We start from the raw sequence: 24686 nt of genomic DNA, 5'->3' as shown, positions 1-24686 counted from the left end.
GCACCGTAGCGCGTGTCATGCTCCGTCGGCGGGCGCGGGCTGTTGTCTGATGAAGTGATGCGCACCGAGGGCTTCCGGCGTCTGTGCATGACGGTGCTCCTGAACCTGATCGTCGCCGCCGCCTACTTCGCCGGCGGACGCATCGGCCTGCTCCAGCAGGTGGTGATCCAGGGCGCGGTCGTCACACCCCTGTGGCCGCCCACGGGCATCGCCCTCGTCTGCCTGCTCTGGATGGGGCTCCGCGTCTGGCCGGGTATCGCACTCGGTGCCTGTCTCGTCATCCAGTCGATCAGCGGCTCGATCGACCCCGTCGGCTTCGGGATCGTCGCGGGCAACACCCTCGCTCCCGTGTGTGCCTACCTGATGCTGCGACGGGTCGGCTTCCGCGTGACACTGGACCGGCTCCGGGACGGTGTGGCGCTGGTCTTCCTGGGCGGCCTGCTTCCGATGCTGATCAGTGCCACCATCGGCGCCTGGCTGCTGGTGGTCACCGACAGCCTGCCCGACAGCGGATTCTGGATCGTGTGGTGGACGTGGTGGGCGGGCGACGCGATGGGCGTGCTCGTGATCGCGCCGCTGCTCCTGGTCCTGCGCATGGCCCGCCTTCCCTCGGGCGCCTACCGGTGGGCGGAGGCGGCGGCCCTGCTGGTCACGGCCTTCGCCGTCACCCTGCTGGCGACCAGGAGCGACATGGCGCTCCTGTTCCTCGTCTTCCCGCTCCTCATCTGGGCGGCCCTGCGCTTCCAGCTGGAGGGCAGCGCGCCGTGCATGCTGCTCGTGTCCGCCATGGCGAACTCGGCGGCGATCGCCCAGGAAGGCCCCTTCGACCACCACACACTCGTCGAAGCCATGGTCAACCTCCAGGCGCTCAACGGCTCCGCGGCGTTGACCTCGCTGCTGCTGTCGGCGATCGTCACCGAGCAGAACATCATCCGCGCGAGGATCGAGCAGGCGTGCCAGGACCTGGCCGAGGTGGTGGAGCGGCTGGCGCCGGGGAAGGCGACGTCCGGATGGCCGCCGCGGGACGAGGACGGCGTGGAGACGGGGGGCGGATAGGCCTGCGCCCTGATCTGGTGCCCGGGGGTGGACACCATGGAACCGGGAAGTGCAGCGCCGAGCGATGTATCGGTGGCTCGGATCCTGGGCGCCGACGGAAGACCCGAAGGCGCCGGGTTCCGCGCCGGGCAGCGCGAGGTCATCACCTGCGCCCACGTGGTCGCCACGGCGCTCGGTCTGCCACCGGACACCCGGGAATCACCCGGCGGCCGATTATGGATCGACTTCCCGCTCGCCGAGCGCGGCACCAGGGTGCCCGCGCGGGTCGGCGCCTGGACGCCAGTGCGGCCGGACGGCTCCGGCGACATCGCCGTCCTGGAACTCCTCGCCGATCCGCCCGCGAAGGCCCCCGTCGCCCGCCTCGTCGAGGGGAGCGTCGGCTGGCTACGCGGCGCGACCGGCGCCGGCTACGCCTCTTTGGGCAGCGGGGCGCATCGACCGTTCGGCTGGTATCTACACGCATCTGGATGCACAGGCGCATGAGCAGGCTGTCCCGGGGTGAACCTCGAGGGGTTCGGCAACCGCTCGTTCCGAAGCGAAAGGTCAGCCACGCGCATGCTGCTCACTCAGCTCGCCCTCGTGTCCGAGACCCAGAACACCCAGATCAGTGCCTCACAGCTCACCCGGGTGGCCGCCGCGCTGCAAAAGCAGGCAACCCGGGACTTCGGCCCGCTCTGGCAGGTCGAGGCGACCGTGGACGCCTTCGACAGCCTGGACGACGTTCCCCTCGGGTACTGGCCGCTGATCGTGGTCGACGACGTTCCCGGCCCGGCGGGGGGATATCACACGGACCGGAACGGACAGCCGTACTCCCTGATCGAGTTCGGCAACAGCTGGTCACTTACGGCGAGCCACGAGATGCTGGAGATGATCAGCGACCCGTACGGGAGCCGTCTGGTGGCCGGCCCGTCGCCTCACCCGGACCAGGGCAGGGTCGAGTTCCTCGTGGAGGTCGCCGATCCCTCGGAGTCCGCGGAGTTCGGCTACACCGTCAACGGCATGCTCGTGTCGGACTTCTTCACCCAGAGATTCTATGATCCGGTCGCCGTCGAGGGAGTCCGGTACAGCTTCGGCGGCCACATCAAGGCACCCAGGCAGGTGCTGCGCGGCGGCTACATCAGCTGGCGCGAGCCGGTCACGGGCGAGTGGTGGCAGCAGACCTGGTTCAAGGGCAACGCGCCGAAGTTCGTCAACCTCGGGCACCTGACCGGCAGCCGGAGCATCCGCGAGGCGATCGACGCCAAGACCAAGACGGTCAGCCGCCTGGCCGCCAGCGGCCCGGACTCCAGGCTCTTCAGCGCCGCCAAGGCCCTCACGGCCCAGGCCAAGGAGTCCACCAGCGCACGGGCCGAGTCGTTGCGCGCCGAGATCGACCAGCTGAGGACCGCGAACCCCGCGGCGTCCGCCTGGAAGAAGTGATGAGTGACGACGCTGAGCAGCGCAAGGCCCGGGCGGAGGAGATCCGCCGACAGATCGCCCGGGCCAGGCTCGGCTCGCCGGAGCCGGACTCCGCACCCGGAGAACCCCGGGAAGGCGAGAGCCTGAAGGAAGCAGTCGAGCGCCGCATGCGAGAGCTCGACGATGCCGACCGCACCGCACACCCGCCCCCGCCGGACGACGGCAGCGAACGCTGACTCCATCAGGCCGGGGCACAACCGGAGACCCCCTGGCATCAGCAGGCCCCGGCCCGTTCAATGGAGGATGTGCACACCGGCCGGGGGACGCGGATGACAGTGAGTCGTGACAGTGACAGCCGTGACGGACGCATCGTCACCTTCTACTCGTACAAGGGCGGCACCGGCCGCACCATGGCGCTGGCCAACACCGCATGGATCCTGGCGGCCAACGGCAAACGGGTCCTAGCCGTGGACTGGGACCTGGAGGCGCCCGGCCTGCACCGCTTCTTCCACCCCTTCCTGGATCCCGGCACGCTCGGAGCCACCACCGGGGTCATCGACCTGGTCAGCGAGTACGCATGGGCCGCGGTCAGCCCGGTGCAGCGCGCCGGCGAATGGCACGAGGACTACGCGCGGATACAACCGCACGCCGTCTCGCTCGCTCCCGAGGCCCTGGGCTGGGAGTTCCCGGACGGGGGCACCCTGGACTTCGTCTCGGCAGGCCGGCAGAACCGCGAGTACTCCGCGACCGTCTCCACCTTCGACTGGGACAACTTCTACGACCGACTCGGCGGCGGCCTCTTCTTCGACGCCTTACGCGCCGACATGAAGCGGGACTACGACTACGTCCTGATCGACAGCCGCACCGGCCTGTCCGACACCGCGGACATCTGCACCGTCCACCTCCCGGACGTCCTGGTGGACTGCTTCACCCTCTCCGGCCAGTCCATCGACGGCGCCGCCGCCGTCGCCAGGCAGATCGACGAGCGCTTCAACGATCGGGGCATCACGATCTACCCCGTCCCGATGCGCGTCGACGAGAGCGATCCGGACAGGGCCGAAGCGGGCCGCGCACTGGCCCGGATCACGTTCGACCGCTTCCCCCACGGCCTCGCCGGGGACGAACTCACCTCCTACTGGCGCGCGGTGGAGATCCCGTACCGCTCCTCCTACGCCTACGAGGAGACCCTGGCCACCTTCGGCGACGAGGCCGGGCTCACCGACTCCCTGCTCTCCGCGTTCGAACGGCTCACCGCCGTGATCACCGAGGGCGAGGTCACGTCCATGCCCGCCATGGAGGAGCAGACGCGCCTGCGGATCCGGGACGCCTTCACCCGCCGCCCCCCGGTCCCGCCCACCGACCTGCCCCGCCTCCCCGGAACCGTCCCGGAGGTCTGGAACGCGCCACCCCGAAACCCCCGTTTCACCGGGCGCCACACCGTGCTGGAGCGGATGCGCGACCAGCTCGGCGGCGGGATGACCGTGGTGCTGCCGCAGCCGCAGACCCTGTACGGACTCGGCGGCGTGGGCAAGACCCAGGTGGCGCTGGAGTACGTCCACCGGTTCATGGCCGACTACGACCTGGTGTGGTGGATCCCCGCGGAGCAGACCGAACACATGGTTGCCGCGCTCGCGGAGCTTGCCCTACGGCTGGGCGCGCAGACCGGGGAGGACATGACGGCCGGCGCACAGGAGGCGATCGACCTGCTGCGGCGGGGGGTTCCGTCCTCGCGGTGGCTGCTGGTCTTCGACAACGCCGACGATCCGGAGGCCCTCAAGCGGTTCATCCCGCCGGGCGGACCGGGGCACGTACTCGTGACCTCCCGCAACCAGTCCTGGTCCCAGTACTGCGACTCGCTGCCGGTGGACGTGTTCCTCCGGGAGGAGTCCATCCAGCACCTCCAGCGCCGGGTCCCCGGGCTCAGCGCGGAGGACGCCGATCAGGTGGCCGCGGCGCTGGACGATCTGCCGTTCGCGGTGGAGCAGGCGGGCGCCTGGATCGCGGAGACCGCGACGCCGGTGTCCGCGTACCTGGAGCAGCTGGCCCGGCAGGCCGGATACCCGGAACCGCTGCCCGCCACCTGGAACGTGTCCATGGAACGGCTCCGCTCCAGCTCGCCCGCCGCCGCACGACTGCTGGAGCTGTGTGCCTTCTTCGGACCCGAACCGATCTCGGCGAACCTCCTCTACAGCAAGGAGATGATCGACGCGCTGAAGCCGTATGACTCCTCGCTCCAGGAGAAGGTGGTGCTGGGCCGGGTGATCCGGGAGATCGGCCGGTTCGCGCTGGCCAAGGTCGACCAGGCCGGCAACAGCATCCAGGTACACCGCCTGGTCCAGGCCATGATCCGGGCCCAGCTGAGCCAGGAGGAGCAGCGGGAGGCCCGGCACGCGGTCCACCGGATCCTGGCGGGCGCCCGGCCGTACGACGACGAGCCGATCGACAACCCGGAGACCTGGCCGCAGTTCAACACCATCTGGCCGCACCTGACCCCGTCCGAGGCCCGGTACTGCAAGGAGCCGGAGACGCGCCGGCTGCTGATCGACCGCGTCCGCTACCTGTGGAAGCGCGGCGACTTCAAGGCCGCGTACGAGCTGGGCGAGGAGCTGCGGGACGCCTGGAAGGAGCTGCTGGGCAACGATGACCCGCAGTACCTGTACCTGCGCTTCCACCTGTCGAACATCCTGCGCTCCCAGGGGCGGTTCGTGGAGGCCAGGGAGCTGGACGAGGTCACGCTGGAGCGCCAGCGGGCCGTGCTCGGTCCCTCGCACCCGCACGCGTACATGACCACGAGCGGTCTCGCCAACACCCTGGGCGCGCTGGGCCAGTACGCCCAGGCGATGGAGCTGGCGACCGACGCGCACGAGGGGTTCAGCCAGATCTTCCACGAGGCGCACCCGAGCACGCTGGCCGCCGCGAACAACCTGGCGCTGAACCTGCGGCTGGTCGGCCAGTACGCCAGAGCCCGCGAGATCGACTGGGCGGTGTACGACCTGCGCGCGGAGGTGCTCGGGCCGGAGCACCCGTACACCCTGTCCTCCGCGCAGAACCTGGCCCGCGACCTGCGCGAGGTGGGCCGGTACGAGGACTCGGTGCAGCTGCTCAGCCGGACGTACGAGACCTACAAGCGGACGCTGGGGCAGGCCTTCCCCGGAACCCTGTCGGCCGCGAAGAACCTGGCGGTGTCGCTGCGCCGGGCGGGCCGGCTGGAGGACGCCTTCCGGCTGACCACGGCCACCCGGGCCCGCTACCGGGAGTACACCTCCGCCAACCCGGACCTGCTCTCCTGCGAACTGAACCTGGCCGCTGACCTGTTCGCGACCGGGGACCCGGGCGGGGCGCTGGACCTGGCGCAGGAGGTGGTGGAGGCGTACATGAGGGTGCCGGGCGAGCGGCACCCGTACACCCTGGCCGCGGTCAACAACCTCGCGGTCTTCCACTGGGGTGCGGGTGCGGCGGAGACGGCGGAGGCCTTGCTCGGCCAGACCATCCGCTCCATGCGCGAGGTGCTGGGAGATCACCATCCGCACACCGTCTTCGCCCACATCAACCTGGCCAACGCACGGGCCGACCAGGGCGATCCGGAAGGCGCCCTGGAGCTGGAGCGGCCGGCCGTGACGCGGCTGCGCGAGGTGCTCGGGGCGCTCCATCCCGAGACCCTGGCGAGCAGCTCCAACATGGCGATCAGCCTGGACTCCATGGGCCGCAAGGAGGAGGCGGCCCGACTGCGGGCGGAGGTGGTGGCCGAGCTGGGCCGACTGCTCGGCGAGGACCACGGCCTGGCCCGCTACGCCCGCGACGAGCGGCGGATCCACCGCGACCTGGAGCCCCTGGCCGTGTGATCCCTGGCTACGCTTCGGGCGTGACCAGTGCAGAGGTGAGCCGCCGACGGGTGATGGGTGCCGGGCTCGGCGCGGTCGCGGCGGCGCTGGCCGGATGCTCGGGGGACTCCGGTCCGGTGCGGCGGCTTCGCCTTGCGACGGGGCCGGAGGGCGGTCCGTACAACGCGTTCGGCGAGGCGCTGGCGCAGGCCGTCGCCGCGAGCGGACGCCGGCTGGAGATCGTCCCGGTGAGCACCTCGGCGAGCGTGAACAACCTGCGGAAGCTGGACGACGGCTCCGTCGAGCTGGCGCTGGCCATGGCGGACGCTGCCGAGGACGCCGTGCTGGGGCGCGAGTCGTTCTCCCTCCCGGCCTCGGTGACGGCGCTGGCCCGGGTCTACGTGAACTACACGCACCTGCTCGTCCCGGCGGACGGGCCGGTGCGATCGGTGCAGGATCTCGCCGGGCGTCCTGTCGCCACAGGTGCGACGGGGTCAGGGGTGCAGGTGGTCGCCGGGCGGGTGCTGCGGGCGGCTGGGCTGAGCGCCGGCTCCTCGCCGGCCGCCGAGCGGCAACTGGGGCTCGCCGCGTCGGCGGCGGCGCTGCGGGAGGGCGCGGTCGACGCCTTGTTCTGGTCCGGAGGCGTGCCCACGCCCGCCCTGTCCGGGCTGGCGCGCGAACTGCCGTTGCGGTTCCTCCCGCTGGACGGCTACGTGGGCGCGCTGCGACAGGGCCACGGCCCCGTCTACACCGCGGTCACGCTGCCCGCCGGGGTGTACGGGCTCACGGAGCCGGTGGGCACCATCGGGGTCGGCAACTACCTCCTGGCGCGTGAAGACGTACCGGAGAGCGCCGCGCGCGAACTGCTCCAGGTGGTGTTCGAACGGTGGAGCGACCTGCTGCGGGAGGTCACGGCGGGCGCGCGTCTGGAGCCCCGGTTCGCGATCTCGACCGGGGCGGTGCCGCTCCACCCGGGCGCCGTCGCGTACTACCGGTCGGTGTACGGCTGAGCCGTCCCGAGGGAGGAGGGGAGCCGGAACTCGACGACCAGTCCGTGGGGCGCGTTGCCGCTGACGCCGAGCCGGCCGCCGCTGATGCGGGCGATCTCGTCGGCGATGGCCAGTCCCAGTCCGCTGCCGCGTACGTTCTGGTGCTCGGGGGAGCGCGCGAAACGCCGTAGCAGCAAGGCCAGTTGGTCCTCCGGTACGCCCGGGCCGTCGTCGGATACCCGTACGACGGCCGCCCCGTCCGCGCCGTGCGTGACGCTCACCTCGATGCGGCCGCCGCGTGGGACGAACTTGACGGCGTTGTCGAGCAGCGCGTCCAGGATCCGGCCCGCCGCGTCGGGCAGGGTGCGCGCCCGCAGGTCCTCCGGCAGGGTGGTGACCGTCAACTCCAGCTCGGCGTCTCGGAATACCGGAGTCCAGGCCCGCACCCGTTCCCGTACGGCCCGCGACACGTCCTGGTCGGCCAGGTCCGCGCTGCCGGACTCCACCCGCGCCATGGCCAGCAGTCCGTCGAGCAGTTCTTCCAGGCGCTCCGCCTCGTCCAGGGCGCGGGTGTGCTCGGCCTGCCCGGGCCCGGGGACGATGTGCGGTTCGATGTTCTCCAGTTGCAGCACCAGGGTGGCCAGGGGATTGCGCAGCTGGTGGGAGGCGTCGGCGACGAAGTCGCGCTGGCGGCCGATGGAGTCGGCCATGGCCTCCGCCATGATGTTGAAGTGCTGCCGCAGATGGCGCAGTTCCGGCGGTCCGGTGTCGGAGACGGCGCGTGCCTGGAGGCTGCCGGCGGTCAGACCCTCGACCGCCCGGTCCAGATCGCGGACCGGGCGCATCAGCCAGCGCGCGATGCCGGCCGCCACCAGGGCCGCCGCCGCGAAGGCGGCGACCGCCCCGGAGGCGATGAGCGACCAGCGGACGGTCACGTCCAGGCGGGCCGCGTCGGTGGGTACGGCCATCAGAACCGCCCCGCTCACCCGCTCGTCCCGGCCCACCGGCTCGGCGAGCACCACGGTCTTCGGGCCCCAGGGGCGAACGGTGGGCAGCCGGTCAGTGGAACGGCCGGTGAGGGCGCGGCGCCGGGCGTCCGCCGCATCGTGGGCGGCCTCCCAGGAGGGCCCCGCTCCGGCCCGCGCCACCGTGCCTCCCGCCGTGTCGACCACGACCACCCCGGCTCCGTACAGCTGGGCGTACCGGCCGATCTCGGCGGACAGCTCCACCCGGTCGGGGCCCGTGCGCATCCGGTCGGCGAGATCGGCGAACCGCACCGCTTCCGAGCGCCGTTGCAGGAGCAGGTGCTCGGTCCGGCCCCGGGCGTAGGCGTCGGCCAGCGGAACACAGAGCAGCAGCGCCGCCGCCCCCATGAGCACCATCAGCACGGCGAGGAGCCTGCGTCTCACCGCCGGTCCCGCTCGTTCTGTTCGCTCTGCTCTTCCCGCGACGCGGCCGGGGAGCCGAGCTGGTAGCCGAACCCCCGGACGGTGCGCACCAGGCCGGAGCGGCCGGTCTTGGCGCGGATGCCCGCCACGTGGACGTCCAGGGAGCGGGACGCGGCGAGGAAGGCGTCACCCCAGATCCGGTCCAGGATCTCCTCCCGGGAATGCACCTCGTCCGGGCGGGCGGCCAGGAAGGCCAGCACATCGAACTCGCGTCGGGTCAGCCGCACTTCGGCGCCCGCCACCGTCACCGTACGGCCCGCCGGGTCGACCTCGACGTCACCGGCGCGCACCGGTCCGCCTGCGGCCTCCGAGCGGCCGGACGGCGGGCCCGTCCGGCGGCGTACGGTGTCGATGCGGGCCATCAACTCGGCCATCCGGAACGGCTTGACGACATAGTCGTCGGCGCCCGCCCGCAGCCCCTGCACGATGTCGCGCTCCTCGCAGCGCGCGGTCACCACGATCAGCGGCGCGTCGCAGACGGTACGCAGCCGCCGCAGCAGCTCGAGCCCGTCCAGATCGGGCAGGCCCAGATCGAGCAGGACGAAATCGGCCTCGCGGACGTGCCGCAGGGCGTCCATCGCGCGGCCCACCCTGCGGACCGTGTGCCCGCGCTGGGCGAGGGCGGTGCCGAGGGCCTGGGCCATGCGGTCGTCGTCCTCGACGAGAAGCGCGTGCATAGACAGTTCCCTCGCGACCTGTGACCGGGGTCAGTACTTTACGGGAGCCACCGCCGGCCGGTCCGGGTCGGCATCGGCATCCGCGTCGGCCTGCGCTTCGGCGCGGCTGAGCGCGGCATCGCGGGTGTCCGGCATGAGCACGTACGTCACGAGGGAGATCAGCGCGCACCCGGAGACGTACCAGAAGAACATGGTCTCGTGGCCACTGCTCTTGAACCACAGCGCCACGTACTCCGCCGTGCCGCCGAACAGCGCGTTGGCGATCGCGTACGGCAGTGCCACGCCCAGGGCGCGCACCCGGGTCGGGAACAACTCCGCCTTGACGGCCGCGTTGATCGAGGTGTAGCCGGTGATGATCACCAGGGCCAGCAGCGAGAGCCCCAGCGCGGACCAGTACGAGGAGGCCGACCCGAGGGCGGTCATGATCGGGTACGTACCCACGGTGCAGCCCACGGCGAAGGTGATCAGCAGGGGACGGCGGCCGATGCGGTCGGACAGCATCCCGGCGAAGGGCTGCAGCACGGCGAACAGGGTCAGGGCGGTGAAACTGACCAGCGTGGCGGTCGTCTTCTCCATGCCCGCGCTGCCGACCAGGTACTTGGTGAGGTACGTGGTGTACGTGTAGTACGCCACGGTGCCGCCCAGGGTGAGCGCCATGACCAGGCCGGCCTGCCGACGGTAGAGCCACAGGGTCTTCAGCGTGCCGCGCGTGCTGTCGTCGTGGGCGTCCTCACCCGCCGTCTCCTCCTTGAACGCGTCGGTCTCCTGGAGCCGCCGCCGCAGCCAGAAGACGACCACCGCGAACAACGCCCCGACGAGGAACGGGATCCGCCAGCCCCAGCTCTCCAACTGGGCCGTGGTGAGCGTGTGCTGCAACGTGATCAGGATGCCCAGGCCGAGGAGCTGCCCGCACGTCATCGACACGTACTGGAAGGACGAGCCCAGGCCGCGCCGATTGCGGGCCGACGCCTCGGTGAGGTAGGTGGCGCTGGCCGCGTACTCGCCGCCGATGCTCATCCCCTGGAGCAGCCGCGCGAGCAGCAGCACCAGAGCGCCAAAGTATCCGGCCTGGCCGTAGGTCGGGGCGACGGCGATCAGCAGGGCGGCCACCGACATCATGGTCACGGTCAGGGTGAGCGCGCTCTTGCGCCCGCGCCGGTCGGCGGCACGGCCGAGGATCCACCCGCCGACGGGCCGCATCAGGAAGCCGACCGCGAAGATGCCCGCGGTGTTCATCAGTTGGGTGGTCGGATTGTCGCCGGGGAAGAAGGAGTCGGCGAAGTAGATCGCGAAGCTGGCGTAGACGAACCAGTCGTACCACTCGACGAGATTGCCGAGCGACCCGCCGACCAGGGCGAGACGGCGCTTCTTGCGCTCGTCCCCGGGTGACGGCGACGTGGGCATGACGGTGGACGAGGACATGGCGGCTCCAGGCGGAAGTCCCTGATGGGGACGGGGGAGATGCCCCAGTGGTGGGGAAGTGTCCAGAGCATGCGGCTGCCGTCACCCCCGGACAAGCTCCGCCACCCAGATCTAACGTCCCGCTAAGAAAACCGGGGGCGTGCGCGGGCGCCTCGGGGCGCGCGAGGGAGTGGATGCGCTACTTCCGGAAGATTCCCGGGGACCGGCTTGCACGATCGGACGTGTTTTCCGATGGGGTGGTGATGAGGAGCGCTTGGTGCTCTGAGGCTGCCGGATCCGGGGGGTAGGCAGACCCGCTACGCACGCCATTGGGAAGGTTTCGCGCAGACGTGAACGTCGAGGTCGTTGCCCTCGTGCTGATAGCCGCTACCGCGGTCCGTGTTTTCGCTTTTGACGTGGTCAGGGTGTTGCCGCCCCCGTGGGCGGCGACGAGCAGCCGTGGGAGAGTGCATGAGTGAGGGCGAGTTCGACCCATCCGGAGACCAGGCGGTCTCCAGCGAGCTGGCTGGTGTCCTGCCCGTGGACTACACCGCCTTCCACTCCCAGCAGCATCGCGCCTACCTGCGCTATGCCCATCTGCAGCTGGGCTCCAGGCAGGACGCGGAGTATGTGGTCGACGACGTGTTCACCTTCCTGCTGAAGGTGTGGCCGCACGCCCTGAAGGAGGCGAGCCTGCACGGGTTCGCGTGGGCGGTGCTCCGCGAGCACGTCGAGCGCAGACTCGCCGTCTCGGCCCGGTCGGTGGCGATGGTGGAGACCGCGTGGTTCGCCGCGCTGCGCCGCGCCTCCCGGGAGCGGATGGAGCTGCTGGAGTCGAAACTCGGCCTGTACGCGGCGATCGCGGACCTGTCCGAGCGGCAGTACGACGTGGTGCTGCTGGCCTTCCTGCTGGGCAACGACAACGACTCCGTCGCCCGGATGATGGGCATTTCCTCCGCGACCGTGCGTTCGCACATCCGGGGCGCGCGCCGAAACCTGTCCCGGAAACTCGGAGTGGACTGGGTCCCTGGAGAGGAGAAGGACCAGTGAGCGATGTGACTCGCGACCGCGACCCTGTGACGTGGGATGGGTTGGACGCGGCACTGCAGGAAGCGGAGGTTCTGGTAGAGGAGTACGCCGGTTACGACGAGGGCGCGGCGCGGCGCCGGATCGCCCGCCGGATCGTGGCCGACCGTGCCCGGGCGGCGATCGGCACGGAGGCGGGTGTCCCGCCCGCGCCGCGGTCGGCCGACGACCTCGTCCTGGACGCCACCTGTCACGTGCGGGCCGCCAGGGCCCTGGACGAGATCGCCTGGGTCCTGGCCGAGAGCCGGCCCTTCGCGGAGCTCGCCCTGGGCGCCGACTCGTGGCCGCACGGAGCGGACTCCGCACTGCTGTTCGGCTGCCTCCTCTACCTGAACGACGAGGAGGGCGCGCAGTTCTGGTTCCAGTACGCGGCCGGCGCGGGTTCGCAGACCGCCGCCCGGTGCCTCTACCTCCACCACCTGGCCCGCGCCGAGGTCAAGACGGCCCGCCACTGGAAGCGCCAGGCCCAGGCACTGCCGCCGGACGAGCACCTTCCGTCCCTGCCGGAGATCCCGGAGAGCCTCGAGGAAGCCCTGCGGGCCTCGATCATCTGGACCTCCCCGCCCATCACCACCCAGAACCTCACCGCCCTCACCGCCGGAGGCTGCTTCGGACGCCCCCTGTACCGGCTGCCCCCCCGGCTGCGGCGGGCCGTCACGGCACGTGTCTGGTCCGAGGACCCGGACCTGGGGGACGTTCCCCTCCCCGGGCCACAGGTCGCCGCCGCCGTCGCACAGCACGCACGCCTCAACCCCCTGCACCTGACCGAAGCGGCCCACGCGTGGGCCCTCGAAGTGCTCAAGGAGCCCCACCCGATCCGGGCCGCCCGCAGTTCACCCGAACGACGGCCCGCGTCGGCCGCGATGGAATCCGTCCACTGCGCCCTGCGGGTCCTGGAGGTCATCAACCGCTACTCGGGCGGAGTGAGCCTGACCCAGATCGCCCGCGAAACGGGGCTGCCCCAACTGGCCCTCGCCCGGGCCATGGAGCAACTGATCCGCGCGGCCCTGGCCACGCCGATCGGCCCCGACGCGTACATCGCCGGCAGCGCCCTGCGGCTCACCGATGGCGAGGACGGTCGCGCACACCTGCAGGAGACCCTCGCCTGGGTGAGGGACGCGGTGGGAGCCGCCGTCTACGTCGCCCGCTACACCGACGGCGAGGTCTCCATCACCCAGTACGCCGACGGGCCGGCCACCCCGCTCGTCGAGGAATGGGTGGACTTCCGGGCCGCCGCCCATGCCTCCGCCGTCGGCAAGGCCCTGCTCACCCAGCTCGACGACGACCAGCGAAAGGACCACCTCTCCCGTCACCGGCTCACCCGCTTCACCGCCTACACCCTCAGCACTCCAGAAGCCCTCTTCCACCAACTCGACAGCCGTCGGCCCAGCGCCCCCCTCCTCGACCGCCAGGAGTACGCCCTGGGCACGGTCTGCGCGGCGGTGCCGATCACGGCGGGTCCGAACGCGGAGTGCGTGGCCCTGTCCATCCCGGCCACCGACCCGCGCCGCCTGCAACAGGCCGCCCGGATCCTGCAGAGCGAAGCCGCGGCCGTCCTCATCGCCCTGATCGTCGCCGGGAGCACGCAGCCCGCCGCGCGTCAGAACGCGGCACAGGAGGGAGGGACCGGCCCCGCAGGGCTGGGCAGCAGCCTCCTGTCCCCGATCGCCTGAACCGGACCGCCCGCGCCCCGGACGGGCCCGCCGCACCTCACGCGCGGCGGGCCCGCCCTGCTGTTCACAGGGCCTGACCGCAGGTCCGGCGCGAGCCGCGCCGCCGGTCCGTGGAACCGTCAGGTGCCCAGGGCGGAGCCGTGCCACTGCTGGTTGGTGTGCTGCGGGGTGCAGTCCCAGATGCCGACGCGGGCGCCGTTCCCGGTGGCCCAGCCGAGCGCGTCGAGGCACTTGCCCGAGTGGACGCTGCGCAGCAGGCCGTTCGGGAGCTGCTCCCACTTCTGGTTCAAGCCCTGGTGACAGGAGTTGAGACCGATGAGCGAGCCGTTCTCGGTCTTGGCGTACTGGACGTCCATGCACTTGCCCAGGGCGCGGAGGGTGCCGTCGGCCTCCAGCTTCCAGGCCTGCGCGCTGGTGCCGTTGCAGCTGTAGATCTGGATGGGCGTGCCGTCAGCGGTCTTGGCGCCCTTCACGTCCAGGCACTTGCCGGAGTGGACGCCGACGATCTGGCCGGAGCCCGGGGGCGGCGGCGGTACGCAGTAGAGCTCCAGCAGCACCTGGTAGTAGCCGCCGCTGCCGACCGGATTGGCGGCGGGACCCGCCGAGCGGGCGCAGTTGGCGGCCGGGTAGCCCTCCGCTTCCGCCTGGGCGTACGCGCTGCCCCAGGCTGCCTCGGTGGCGATGTTGAGCGGGCCGTATCCGGTGCCGAGGAAGTACTTCGGCGCCGTGGGGGCGTTCGCCGCGGCGGTAATGGCCGTAGCGGCAGGGGTCGTTGTCGTGGCGGGTGCGGCAGCCGCCGGGCCGGCGAAGAGCGTCGCGCCGGCGAGGAAGCCCGCGACCGCGGTCGGCAGCCATCGAGCCAACTTCACGAGGGGTCCTTTCACGAGAGGTCGGGAGGATCGGAACCGCCGGGCCCGCGGTGGTGACGACGTTAGCCGCGCCATGCCGTCGTGAAGTCTCACCGGAGTATCAACTCCGGTCATCGAAAGGCCTGTTCCGGCCGTGGACTGGAGTGATCATGCTGGGTATCGTCCCCGGGACCGTGGAGACCACCGATGATCTCGCCCGCCTGAGGGCCGCCCTGACGCAGCACGGCCTGGTCAACCTGACGGGCGCACTGGGGACGGGGAAGAGCAGGCTGGCCGGGTGCCTGCCGGCCGCGGCCGTGGTCGGACCCGAGGAGGCCTGCGATCCCGCCGTGCTGCGAGGGCTCGTCGTCGAGCCCGGCGGCCCGCTGCTGATCGACGGCGTGGACGGCCCCGGGCAGGCCGAGGCGCTGGCCGCGTCCCTGCACGCCGTGTGCGCGCCTCGGCCGGCGCGCCCGGTGCTGGTGGTCAGCAGGCGTCCGCTGCGCGCGGCCGGCGGATGGTCGGAGCTCGGTCCGGTCACGGTCACCGTCGGACCCCGGCCGCCCGAGGCGGTCGAGGCGCAGGCACGGGCCTCGGGCATCACGGATCCGCAGGGCCTGGCGATGGTCGTGCGGCTGGCCGGCGGGGTGCCGCTGCTGGCCGAGCTGGCCTGCCGGGCCCTGCACGCGGGGATCGGCGCGGCCGCCGACCGGATGGCGGGCGAGGTACTGGAGTGGCTGGGCCGGGAGCGGCCCGGCCGGCGCTGGCGCCACGCGCTGCGCCTGCTGGCGACCGTACGGTCCGGGGACGAGCACCTGGTCGCGGGCGGGCCCGGGCTGTTCTCGACGCTGGCCGGTCTGAGCGTCGTACGGCACGACCGGCTGGGCCTGGCGGTGCGGGAGCCGTATCGCAGCCTGTTCGAGCTGGCGTACCAGTGGCGCCGGCCGAAGGCACACGCGCAGGTGCGCACCCGGGCCGCCGACTATCGCGGGGCACTGCTCCGTGAGCGCACGCTCGGGCCCGAGGAACGGGCCGGACTCGTGGAGCAGGGGCTCTTCCTGAGCGGTGACCCGCTGCTGCGCAGCACCCTGTTCCCGCCCGCCGAGGACGGTTCGCGGATCGGCCCGGCCCGGCGGGAGGAGGCCGAGGACATCGTCCGGCTGATGCACCGTTGGGCCGTGCGCGGCGGGTTCGACGTACGGCGTTCCCAGCGGATCACCGAACGCTGGCTGGCTGACGAGCCGGCGTCGTTCAAGCTGGCGCGGGATCCGGACGGCCGGCCAGTGGGACTGGCCGCGCTGGTCCCGATCGGCGCGGGCACGGAGGGCGGGATCGAGCCCCTGCTCCAGCAGTACACGGCGGCCCTGAGGGGTGGCGACCGGCCGGGGCTGTTCCTCGGGGCGGCGTACGGCGCGGATCCCGTGACGCACGCGCAGATCCTGCGGTACATCCTGGTCAACGCCGTGCACGCCGGTCACCTGGTGGTCTCCACCGCCAGCCCGGACTATCAGGCGTTGTTGCGCACGCTGACCTTCCGGCCGCACGGCGGCATCCGCGACGACGTGTACCGGTGCGGACGCCGCCCCGAGGTCTACAGCCACGACTTCGATCCGGCGGGGCTGCCGGGGTGGATGCGCGCGCTCGCACCGACGGCGCCGGGCTCGGCGTACGGCGGCCAGGACGTGGCGGCCCTCGTCGCGTGGGCGCTCGGCAGACTCGGAGATCCGGCGGCGCTGTCCGCGAGCCCGCTGCTGTCGTGCCCGCAGTTCGAGTCACCGGACGCGCTGCGCCGCTGGCTGCGGAGCGCCGTACTGGAGCTGGCGGACGCGGAGAACCCCGCCGATGCCGAGGCGGGCGCGATCCTCCAGGCGTACTACCTCGGGCGTGACCGGACGCACCACCAGGTCGCGAGGCGGCTCCACTTGAGCCGCGCTACCTACTTCCGCAGGCTGCGGCGAGGCCTGGCGCTGGTGGCGGCCCGGCTGCCGGCCCCGTCATGAGGCGGCGGGGATCGTGACGGCCGGCGTGTTCCAGCCGGAGATCCGCAGGTGCGGCGCGGAGCCGTGCAGATCGCCGGTCCGGTAGGCCGCGGTCAGCGTGGCCGACTCGCCCGGCCAGAGGCTGATCTGGTTGTCGCTCCACCGCACGGGCAGCACGGGCGCGCCCTGCGCCGACACGAGGTGGACATCGGTGAGCAGGGCGGGGGTGTTTCCGGTGCCCGTGTTGCGCACGGTCACCGTCGTCGTGGACGTCCCCGAACCGTCCGCCGTCGTCGCGGCCGTCGCGGTGACGGTCGCCTGCCGCATCGAGTTCAGCCCGGTGAGGTCGGCGTAGGCAGTGGTGGGCGTGTGGTACCAGCTGCTGTTCGTGTAGTCGAGCACGTCCGCCGTGGTGGAGAGCCAGTAGACGTTGCGGCTCACCTCCCGCCCGTCGGCGTCGGTGAGGAGCAGCCGGGCCAGATGGGTGCCGGTCAGGCCGGGCACCGATGCGGGGACGGTCAGCACGGTTCCGCTCGCGCCGCCGCCCGCGACGCCGACACCGGTCACGGTCCGGTCGTACCTCTGCGTGCCGTCGGTGCCGAAGAGCGTCACCCGCGCGGTCAGCCCCGAGGCCGCCGAGGTCCGGTTGTTGACCACGGTCACCGCCCGGTTGTCGTACCCGTACTGGATGTGCAGGGGCTCGTTCGCCTTCTTCGCGCCGAAGTAGGCGCCGCCCTGGTCGAGGTACCGGTCCACCAGCTGCCACTGCAGCGAGGTCCAGCCGCTGTTGAACATCCAGTAAATGACGCCGGTCGACGGCCGGGAGGCGTCCTTGGCGTTGCGGGCGTACGCCTCGAACTGCGCGCGCACGTTCTCGTACTGGGCGAGCTGCGCCTTGCGCACGTAGTCCTCGAGGCCGGCCGGGGGGCCGTACCGGCCGGCCAGTGCGGCGTTGTACAGCTTGAGCGTCGCGTAGGTGGGGGAGGGGGAGCGGTGGTACTGGGCGGCGGACGGGTTCTTCCAGAGGGTCTCCAGCTCGGCCGGGGACATCATGCGGCGCAGCGTGTCGAGGGTGGGGATGTCGGGGCCCGCGCTGGTCTCGGAGTTGAAGCCGGTCGCACCGCCCTCGCGCTTGGCGTACCAGTAGCCGGGCGGCACCCAGTCGTAGGGACCCGTCATCTTCATGCCGGAGCTTCCGGTGATCGGCGCGGAGGCGTCGGAGGCCGCGGGGACCACCGGGGTCGTCCAGTCGGCGGCCTTCAGCGCGTCGACGTACATCTCCTCGATCTCCTCGTTCGGTGCGAAGTCGCTGCCGATGAGGAAGGAGATCACGCTGGGGTGGTGGCGGAGCCGGGCCGCTTCGGCGGCCATCGAGGCCTTGGCGACGGGATAGTCGGGCGTGTCCCATCTCTCCCCGGCCTCGGTGCCGTTGACCTCCCCTTCCCACTTGTCGCAGCACTCCCAGCCGGGAAGCGTGAGGATCCCGTACCGGTCGGCGAGGTCGAAGAACTCGTCGGGCTCGATGTGCCCTTCCAGGCGCAGGGCGTTCAGGCCCAGGTCAAGGGCGTACCGCAGCCGGTCCTCGACGTAGGTGCGGTCCCAGCGCAGGAACTCGTCGGGGGACCAGCCGGCGCCCTTGATCAGCAGCGGGCGGCCGTTGATCCGGTACTGCCGGGCGCCGTCGGCGTTCAGGGGTGCCTGCACATCACGGAGGGCGAAAGACGCCTGAGCGGTGTCCGAGGTCGTGCCGTTCACCGTCGCGGTCAGCTCGAGACCGTACATCGGCTGCTCGCCCATCGAGGCGGGCCACCACACACGGGGCGCGCTCAGTCTCAGCGCGGGATGGTCGGCGGGGGAGAAGACGACGGTACTGGTCTCGTGGGGCGCCAGTGTGAGCGTGCGGCTGACGGCGGCCGGACCCGCCGTGCCGGACACCGTCGTGGTGACGGTGTCCGACGTGTCGTTGCGCACCCGGGCCTTGACGGTCAGGTCGGCCGAGGACATCGACGGCATGGCCAGGGCGCTCACCACGTGCGCGTCGCGCAGGGCGACCGGCCCGCCGCGGTGCACCGTGACATCGCGGACGATGCCCATGTTCTCGTCGGGCGGCGGCTGCAGCCAGTCGAGCCAGCCCATGGTGAGCCGCTTGCGCGGGTTGTTGGGCTGGATCCGGAAGGCGACCGTATTGGCGCCCGCCCTGATCAGGTCGGTGACGTCGAGCTCGTGCCGGGTGTACGTACCGGCGACGGTGCTCGCGGTGGCGATCTGGCGGCCGTTGACGAAGACGTCGGCGGCGGAGATCACCCCGCTGAAGTCCAGGTACGTACGGGCGCTCGGGTCGGCGACGGTGAAGTCGGACCGGTACCACCAGGGCACGGTGAAGTCCGCGGCCGGGATCTGCTTCTGCTGGGTGGAGTAGAAGGGATCCGGGTACACACCGGCGGCGAGCAGCGCCGCGAGGACGGTGGAGCGAGGCCCGGCCGGGTACCAGCCCGCCGCCGGATAGCCGGGGCTGGACACAGTGGCCGCCGGGTCCGCGACCTTCGCCGTCGACTGGATCGCGTAGCCGGACAGGACCGTCGCACTGCCCGGAGCCGCGGCGACCGCGGTGGCCCGGGGCCCGGGAGCCCCGGGAGCCGCCCGCGTGGTGCCGGCGGTGAGGCCGAGGATCAGGCCGGCGGCGACGAGGGCGGCGACTGCGCCTCGTACGAGAGCGAGCCAGCGGAACACGGGGCCTCCCGCGGGGACGGGGGTCGGGATCCAGGCCCGGTATAGGGGCAGATCCGGACGGAACGGACCCGAGTCTGCCACGGCGGGGGTCACACCCGACGGCAACAGGCCCACGCCGGAGCGGCGGCTCTCCTGCCAGCGGCAGCGGGTCCGCCATGGGAGGCGCATTCCGCCCCCGGGCTGCGTGCCTTCCTGCCGGCGGGCCGCCGGAGCGCCATGCTCGACGGCACGAGCCGGTACTTCGGCGACCTCCGGCGGGAAGGCGTGGTTCGGTGCTGGCGGAAAAGAGGAGGGCGCGTTGGGCCGGCCGGGCCGGGCGCTCGGCCACGCGGGCCGCCGTCGCGCTCGACGCCCGGCTGCCCCTGGCCGAAGTGGTCAAGGGGACGCTGAGGAAGGCCTTTCCGGACCACTGGTCCTTCCTCCTCGGAGAGATCGCGCTCTACAGCCTCGTCGTACTGCTGCTGACCGGCACGTACCTGGCGTTCTTCTTCCAGCCGTCGATGGACGAGGTCGTCTACACCGGCTCCTACGGCCCGCTGCGCGGCCTGCAGGTCTCGGAGGCCTACGCATCAACCCTGCGCATCAGTTTCGACGTGCGCGGCGGCCTGTTGATCCGCCAGATGCACCACTGGGCGGCGCTCGTGTTCGTCGCCGCCATCGCCGTACACCTGCTGCGCGTCTTCTTCACCGGAGCCTTCCGCAGACCGCGGGAACTCAACTGGATGGTCGGGGTCACGATGTTCGTGCTCGCCCTCGTCGAAGGCTTCGCCGGCTATTCGCTCCCCGACGACCTGCTCTCCGGAACCGGCCTGCGCACGGCCCAGGGCATCATGCTGTCCCTGCCCGTCGTCGGCACGTACATGAGCTTCCTCGTCTTCGGCGGCGAATACCCGGGCGAGGACATCGTGTCCAGGCTCTACCCCGTGCACATCCTGCTGGTCCCGGGGCTCCTCCTCGCACTGGTGACGCTCCACCTCCTCCTGGTCGTGCACCTGAAGCACACCCAGTGGCCCGGGCCCGGAAAGACCGGCCGCAACGCCGTCGGCAAGGCCTTCTTCCCCCAGTACGCGGCGAAGTCGGCGGGCTTCTTCTTCCTGGTCGCGGGCGTCCTCGCGGCGCTCTCGGCGGTGGCACAGATCAATCCGGTCTGGGCCTACGGGCCGTACCTGCCGGACCAGGTCTCCACCGGCGCCCAGCCCGACTGGTACGTGGGCTTCCTGGAGGGCGCGCTGAGGCTGATGCCCGGAGTCGAGACCAGGCTGTGGGGCCACACCCTGATGTGGAACCCGCTCGTGGCCGGCATCGTGCTCCCCGGCGTCCTGTTCACGGGCCTGTACGCGTATCCCTACTTCGAGCGCTGGATCAGCCCCGACCAGGGCGAACAGCACCTGTGCGACCGCCCCCGCCACCGGCCGGCCCGGACCGCCCTGGCGGTGTCGGTGCTCTCCGCCTACACGGTGCTGCTGCTCGCCGGTGCGCAGGACCTGATCGCCTTCGTCTTCGACCTCCCCCTGCCGGGGCTGACGTGGGCCCTGCGCGGCGCGCTGTTCCTCGTCCCGCCGGTGGCCTTCTGGCTCACCCGGCGGATCTGCCTGGCCCTGCAGCGCGAGGACATCGACGCCCTGAAGCACGGAGAGGAGACCGACGAGGTGCGCCAAGCCGTCGAGGGCGGATACCACCCGTCGCACCGGCCCCTGAGCGCCGCACGGCGGTATCCGCTGCTGGTGTACCCCGTCTTCGGCCCCGTCCGCCCGGCCGCCCCGGTCCGGGGCGGCCGGATCCGCGGGCTCACGCAGCGGCTGCGCACGGCCATGAGCCGTTGGTACTACAAGGACGTGCTGACGCCGCCCCTGTCGGCCGAGGACCGGCGCACGGTCGACACGATCCTCGCGGGCCCCGACGCGCGGCAGACCACCGCCGGGGACTGACCGTGCGGGAGCTCACCCCCTCGCGGCCCTCATCCCTCGCGACCCTCACCCGGCCGGAACACGAACCCGAAGACGCCCGGGACGAGGACGCCGAATCCGATGAGGACCAGCCACAGCCCCTGTACGACGCCCAGGCCCACCAGCGCCGTCCCCACGGCCGAGACCGCCGGCGCGTAGCTCCGCGCGGGAAAGGAGAACCGCCGGTCCGCGGCCTCCCGTACGACAGCGTCCGCACGGTCCTCGGGCCGGTAGCCGTCGCGGCGGAACTGCCACCACAGGAAGGCGGCGATGAGCGCGGACATCAGGAACGACACGGCGAGGGCGGCGGCCCCGGCCGGATCGTCCGAGAACCACACGTAGACGCCACCGGTCACCGCGAAGAAGACCGCGACCCCGCTGAAGAGCCATGCCTCCGCCTTCATAGCGGCTTCACCTCCGGGTGGTGCAGGTCGAAGGCCGGCGAGTCCGACCGGATGCGCGGCAGGGCATCGAAGTTGTGCCGGGGCGGCGGGCAGCTCGTGGCCCACTCGAGCGAACGGCCCCAGCCCCACGGATCGTCGACGTCCACCCGCCGTCCGTGCCGGGCCGTCCGGGCCACGTTGTACAGGAAGGGCAGTGTGGACAGGCCGAGCAGGAAGGAGCCGATCGTGGACAGCGAGTTGAGGAGGGTGAATCCGTCCGCCGCCAGGTAGTCGGCGTACCGGCGCGGCATGCCCTGCTCACCGAGCCAGTGCTGCACCAGGAAGGTGAGCTGGAAGCCCACGAACAGCAGCCAGAAGTGGATCTTCCCCAGGCGTTCGTCGAGCAGTTTTCCGGTGAGCTTGGGCCACCAGAAGTAGAAACCGGCGAAGGTGGCGAAGACGATCGTGCCGAAGAGCACGTAGTGCAGGTGCGCCACGATGAAGTAGCTGTCGGTCAGGTGGAAGTCCAGCGGAGGAGAGGCGATCATCACGCCCGTGAGACCGCCGAGGAGGAAGGTGACGAGGAACCCGATACACCACAGCATCGGTGTCTCGAAGGACAGCGAGCCGTTCCACATCGTGCCGATCCAGTTGAAGAACTTCACTCCGGTCGGGACGGCGATGAGGAAGGACAGCAGGGAGAAGAAGGGCAGCAGGACCGCGCCGGTGGCGAACATGTGGTGGGCCCAGACGGTGGCGGACAGCCCGGTGATGGCGATCGTCGCGCCGACCAGGGCGGCGTATCCGAAGATGGGTTTCCGGCTGAACACCGGCACGATCTCGCTGACGATCCCGAAGAACGGAAGCGCCACGATGTACACCTCGGGATGGCCGAAGAACCAGAACAGGTGCTGCCACAGCAGCGCCCCGCCGTTGGCCGCGTCGAAGACATGGGCCCCGAACTTCCGGTCGGCCTCCAGCGCGAGCAGCGCCGCGGTGAGGACGGGGAAGGCCAGCAGCGCCAGGATCGAGGTGAACAGCACGTTCCAGGTGAAGATCGGCATCCTGAAGAGGGTCATGCCGGGCGCGCGGAGGCAGACGATGGTGGTGATGAAGTTGACCGAACCCAGGATGGTGCTCAGCCCCGAGACGGCCAGGCCCATCACCCACAGGTCCGCCCCCACTCCGGGGGAGTAGACGGCGCTGTTGAGCGGGGCGTAGGCGAACCAGCCGAACGAGGCCGAGCCGTTCGCCGTCAGGAACCCGCTGACCACGATCAGCCCGCCGAACAGGTACACCCAGTAGGTGAGGGCGTTGAGCCGGGGGAAGGCCACGTCCGGTGCGCCGATCTGCAACGGCATCACCGCGTTGGCGAAGCCGGTGAAGGTCGGTGTCGCGAAGAGCAGCATCATGATCGTGCCGTGGACGGTGAACAGCTGGTTGTACTGCTCGGCCGAGACGATCTGCAGACCGGGCCGGGCGAGCTCGGCCCGCATGACCAGGGCCAGCACTCCGGCGAACAGGAAGAACGCGAACGCGGTGACCAGGTACATGTTGCCGATCACCTTGTGATCGGTGGTCGACAGCAGCCTCAGCACGGTGTTCCCCGTTGACACACGGCGCTCGGTACCCGGATCGCGTACCGCCCGTTCCGGCGTGCTGTCGACCGAGACCATGAGGACTCCAGGGGTGCGTGCGAGACGGGTACTGCGTCGCCCGCCAACCCTGGCAGCCCCGCACGGTCCCGCCCGGTACCCGAACGGCGCGCCGTCGGCAGTTAGCCAGATCGGGGACCGTTTCCCGTGGAGGCGGCGGCGACGTACGGACCCGTTCTCCCCCGTCAGGGGGAGAAGCCATCCCCGCATGGGGGATACGCGGGCCCTGAGCAGCCGGTTGTCTGGACGTATGACACATACGACGAGACTCCGACTGCCCCTGTCGGCCCTGCTGATGACATTGCTGACGGTCACGGGACTGGCCACCCCGGCCGCGGCTCAGGCGCCGGACGGCGACCTGCGCGCCAGGATTGCGGCCATCCCCGGAATGCGCGTGGTCGGCGAACGGCCAGCCGATCCCGGGCAGACCATCCTCGACCTCGCCTACCGCCAGCCGACCGACCACCATCATCCCGGCAAGGGCTTCTTCGACCAGCGAGTGACGCTGGTGCACAAGTCGACACGGCGTCCCGTGGTGCTCTACTCCAACGGCTACGACCTCGGAGGGTCGCCGCAGCGCCTGTCCGAGCCGACCACCCTGCTGGACGCCAACCAGATCACCACCGAGCACCGCTTCTTCGGGGAGTCCCGGCCCGAAGGCGCGGACTGGTCCACGCTGACCATATGGCAGGCGGCAAGTGACCACCATCGGCTCATCACGGCCCTCAAGGCGGTCTACGGCGGCCCATGGATCTCCACCGGGGGAAGCAAGGGCGGCATGGCCGCCGTCTATCACCGCCGCTTCTACCCGCACGACGTGGCCGGCACGGTCGCGTACGCCGCCCCCAACAACACGGACGACCGGGACGACCGTGCCCACGATGCGCGCCTCGAGCAGATAGGAACCGCCGAGTGCCGAGCGGCGATCAAGTCCGTCCAGCGTGAGGGACTGATCCGGCGCCAGGCGATGACGGAGCGGTACGGCCGGTGGGCCGAGGCCGACGGAAAGACCTTCCAGACCATCGGGGGCGTGGACCGCGCGTTCGAACTGGCCGTCCTGCGCCTGCCGATGATGTTCTGGATGCACCAGCCCCCAGGCAGTTGCGTGTCCGTACCCACGACCGAGGTCACGGACGACACCCTCTACGCATGGATCGCCAAGGTGACCCAGCTTCCCGTCTACACCGACCAGACCCTCGCTGCCTTCACTCCGTACTTCTACCAACTGGGCACCCAACTCGGGTACGCGCAGTTTGCCACCCCGCACCTGGACGGTCTGCTGCGCTATCCAGGGATCCAGGAGATCCGCTCGTATGTGCCTCGAGACATAGACCTGCGGTTCTGGCCCGCGGCGATGAAGGACGTCGACCGCTGGGTCCGCCAGCGCGGGAGCTCGCTGATGTTCGTCAACGGTGAGAACGACGTGGCGACCGCGGAGCCCTTCCGACTGGGCAACGGTACGCACGACTCTTTCCTGTTCACCGTGCCCGGCGCCAATCACCATGTCTCCATAGGCGGCTTGCCTGCGGACGAGGCCCAGGAGGCCACCGCCGCCCTGCGCCGCTGGGCAAGCCTGACGAGGTAGGCGCCCAGCTA

The 24686-nt window shown here is 71.2% G+C and carries 17 protein-coding genes and 1 pseudogene; 11 read left to right on the top strand and 7 right to left on the bottom strand.

From position 1 onward, the window contains the following. Positions 1-54 precede the first annotated feature (54 nt). The 6 genes from OHA89_RS03530 (at position 55) to OHA89_RS03505 (ending at position 7285) form a co-directional block, all read left to right on the top strand. On the top strand, positions 55-1056 hold the full coding sequence (locus tag OHA89_RS03530) for an MASE1 domain-containing protein (protein WP_406368372.1): 1002 nt from the start codon (positions 55-57) through the stop codon (positions 1054-1056). 36 nt (positions 1057-1092) lie between these two features. Further along, the gene (locus tag OHA89_RS03525; RefSeq protein ID WP_266612778.1) at positions 1093-1539 is read left to right on the top strand and encodes a trypsin-like peptidase domain-containing protein; all 447 of its coding nucleotides are present in this window, start codon (positions 1093-1095) and stop codon (positions 1537-1539) included. Positions 1540-1611: 72 nt separating this feature from the next. Beyond that, the gene (locus tag OHA89_RS03520; protein ID WP_266612776.1) at positions 1612-2475 is read left to right on the top strand and encodes a hypothetical protein; all 864 of its coding nucleotides are present in this window, start codon (positions 1612-1614) and stop codon (positions 2473-2475) included. Beyond that, the gene (locus tag OHA89_RS03515; RefSeq protein WP_266612774.1) at positions 2475-2690 is read left to right on the top strand and encodes a hypothetical protein; all 216 of its coding nucleotides are present in this window, start codon (positions 2475-2477) and stop codon (positions 2688-2690) included. Before OHA89_RS03520 ends, OHA89_RS03515 begins: the two co-directional genes overlap by 1 nt. A 93-nt stretch (positions 2691-2783) precedes the next feature. Next, on the top strand, positions 2784-6296 hold the full coding sequence (gene fxsT, locus OHA89_RS03510; protein WP_406365183.1) for an FxSxx-COOH system tetratricopeptide repeat protein: 3513 nt from the start codon (positions 2784-2786) through the stop codon (positions 6294-6296). Between the two features lie 20 nt (positions 6297-6316). Further along, entirely contained in the window at positions 6317-7285 is a 969-nt protein-coding gene (locus tag OHA89_RS03505) for a TAXI family TRAP transporter solute-binding subunit (protein ID WP_266612771.1), read from the top strand. Here the strand turns inward: OHA89_RS03505 and OHA89_RS03500 are convergent. From OHA89_RS03500 to OHA89_RS03490, 3 genes are read right to left on the bottom strand one after another with little or no spacing between them, the layout of a single operon-like run. Further along, entirely contained in the window at positions 7264-8673 is a 1410-nt protein-coding gene (locus tag OHA89_RS03500; RefSeq protein WP_266612769.1) for a HAMP domain-containing sensor histidine kinase, read from the bottom strand. The genes OHA89_RS03505 and OHA89_RS03500 overlap by 22 nt on opposite strands. Then, on the bottom strand, positions 8670-9389 hold the full coding sequence (locus OHA89_RS03495; RefSeq protein WP_215141065.1) for a response regulator transcription factor: 720 nt from the start codon (positions 9387-9389) through the stop codon (positions 8670-8672). The genes OHA89_RS03500 and OHA89_RS03495 overlap by 4 nt, the downstream gene beginning before the upstream one ends. A gap of 30 nt (positions 9390-9419) precedes the next feature. Next, the gene (locus OHA89_RS03490; protein WP_406368370.1) at positions 9420-10793 is read right to left on the bottom strand and encodes an MFS transporter; all 1374 of its coding nucleotides are present in this window, start codon (positions 10791-10793) and stop codon (positions 9420-9422) included. Between the two features lie 468 nt (positions 10794-11261). Between OHA89_RS03490 and OHA89_RS03485 the strand changes: the two genes are divergently transcribed. Then, positions 11262-11840, top strand: a complete 579-nt coding sequence (locus tag OHA89_RS03485; RefSeq protein WP_251064206.1) for an RNA polymerase sigma factor — start codon at positions 11262-11264, stop codon at positions 11838-11840. 899 nt (positions 11841-12739) lie between these two features. Further along, positions 12740-13450 (top strand): annotated as a pseudogene (locus OHA89_RS03480) (IclR family transcriptional regulator C-terminal domain-containing protein); the annotation flags it as partial. Between the two features lie 218 nt (positions 13451-13668). Here OHA89_RS03480 and OHA89_RS03475 read toward each other — a convergent pair. Beyond that, a complete protein-coding gene (locus OHA89_RS03475; RefSeq protein ID WP_406365182.1) occupies positions 13669-14418 on the bottom strand; it encodes a ricin-type beta-trefoil lectin domain protein in 750 nt (249 codons plus the stop codon). A gap of 149 nt (positions 14419-14567) precedes the next feature. On the opposite strand from OHA89_RS03475, the gene OHA89_RS03470 reads away from it, so the two are divergent. Then, positions 14568-16397 carry a hypothetical protein gene (locus OHA89_RS03470; protein WP_406365181.1) on the top strand — a complete coding sequence of 610 codons (1830 nt, stop codon included), beginning with the start codon at positions 14568-14570 and terminating at the stop codon, positions 16395-16397. Here OHA89_RS03470 and OHA89_RS03465 read toward each other — a convergent pair. Further along, positions 16392-19106 carry a glycosyl hydrolase 2 galactose-binding domain-containing protein gene (locus OHA89_RS03465; RefSeq protein ID WP_406365180.1) on the bottom strand — a complete coding sequence of 905 codons (2715 nt, stop codon included), beginning with the start codon at positions 19104-19106 and terminating at the stop codon, positions 16392-16394. The genes OHA89_RS03470 and OHA89_RS03465 overlap by 6 nt on opposite strands. A gap of 272 nt (positions 19107-19378) precedes the next feature. On the opposite strand from OHA89_RS03465, the gene OHA89_RS03460 reads away from it, so the two are divergent. Further along, complete coding sequence (locus tag OHA89_RS03460; RefSeq protein WP_406365179.1) at positions 19379-21034, top strand: cytochrome bc complex cytochrome b subunit; 1656 nt, start codon at positions 19379-19381, stop codon at positions 21032-21034. Positions 21035-21063: 29 nt separating this feature from the next. Here the strand turns inward: OHA89_RS03460 and OHA89_RS03455 are convergent, their stop codons facing one another. After that, positions 21064-21456, bottom strand: a complete 393-nt coding sequence (locus OHA89_RS03455; RefSeq protein WP_215141060.1) for a cytochrome c oxidase subunit 4 — start codon at positions 21454-21456, stop codon at positions 21064-21066. Continuing rightward, complete coding sequence (gene ctaD / locus OHA89_RS03450) at positions 21453-23111, bottom strand: cytochrome c oxidase subunit I (protein WP_266612760.1); 1659 nt, start codon at positions 23109-23111, stop codon at positions 21453-21455. Before ctaD ends, OHA89_RS03455 begins: the two co-directional genes overlap by 4 nt. 229 nt (positions 23112-23340) lie before the next feature. Here ctaD and OHA89_RS03445 point away from each other — a divergent pair, with 229 nt between their 5' ends. After that, positions 23341-24675: a S28 family serine protease gene (locus OHA89_RS03445; protein ID WP_406365178.1), complete on the top strand. Its 1335-nt coding sequence runs from the start codon at positions 23341-23343 to the stop codon at positions 24673-24675. Positions 24676-24686: the final 11 nt, after the last annotated feature.

The organism is Streptomyces sp. NBC_01546 (genome assembly GCF_045208355.1).
In the GTDB taxonomy this organism is placed as follows: Bacteria; Actinomycetota; Actinomycetes; order Streptomycetales; family Streptomycetaceae; genus Streptomyces.
The sequence above is the reverse complement of the archived record's forward strand: the minus strand, read 5'-3'. Positions and strand labels throughout refer to the sequence as shown.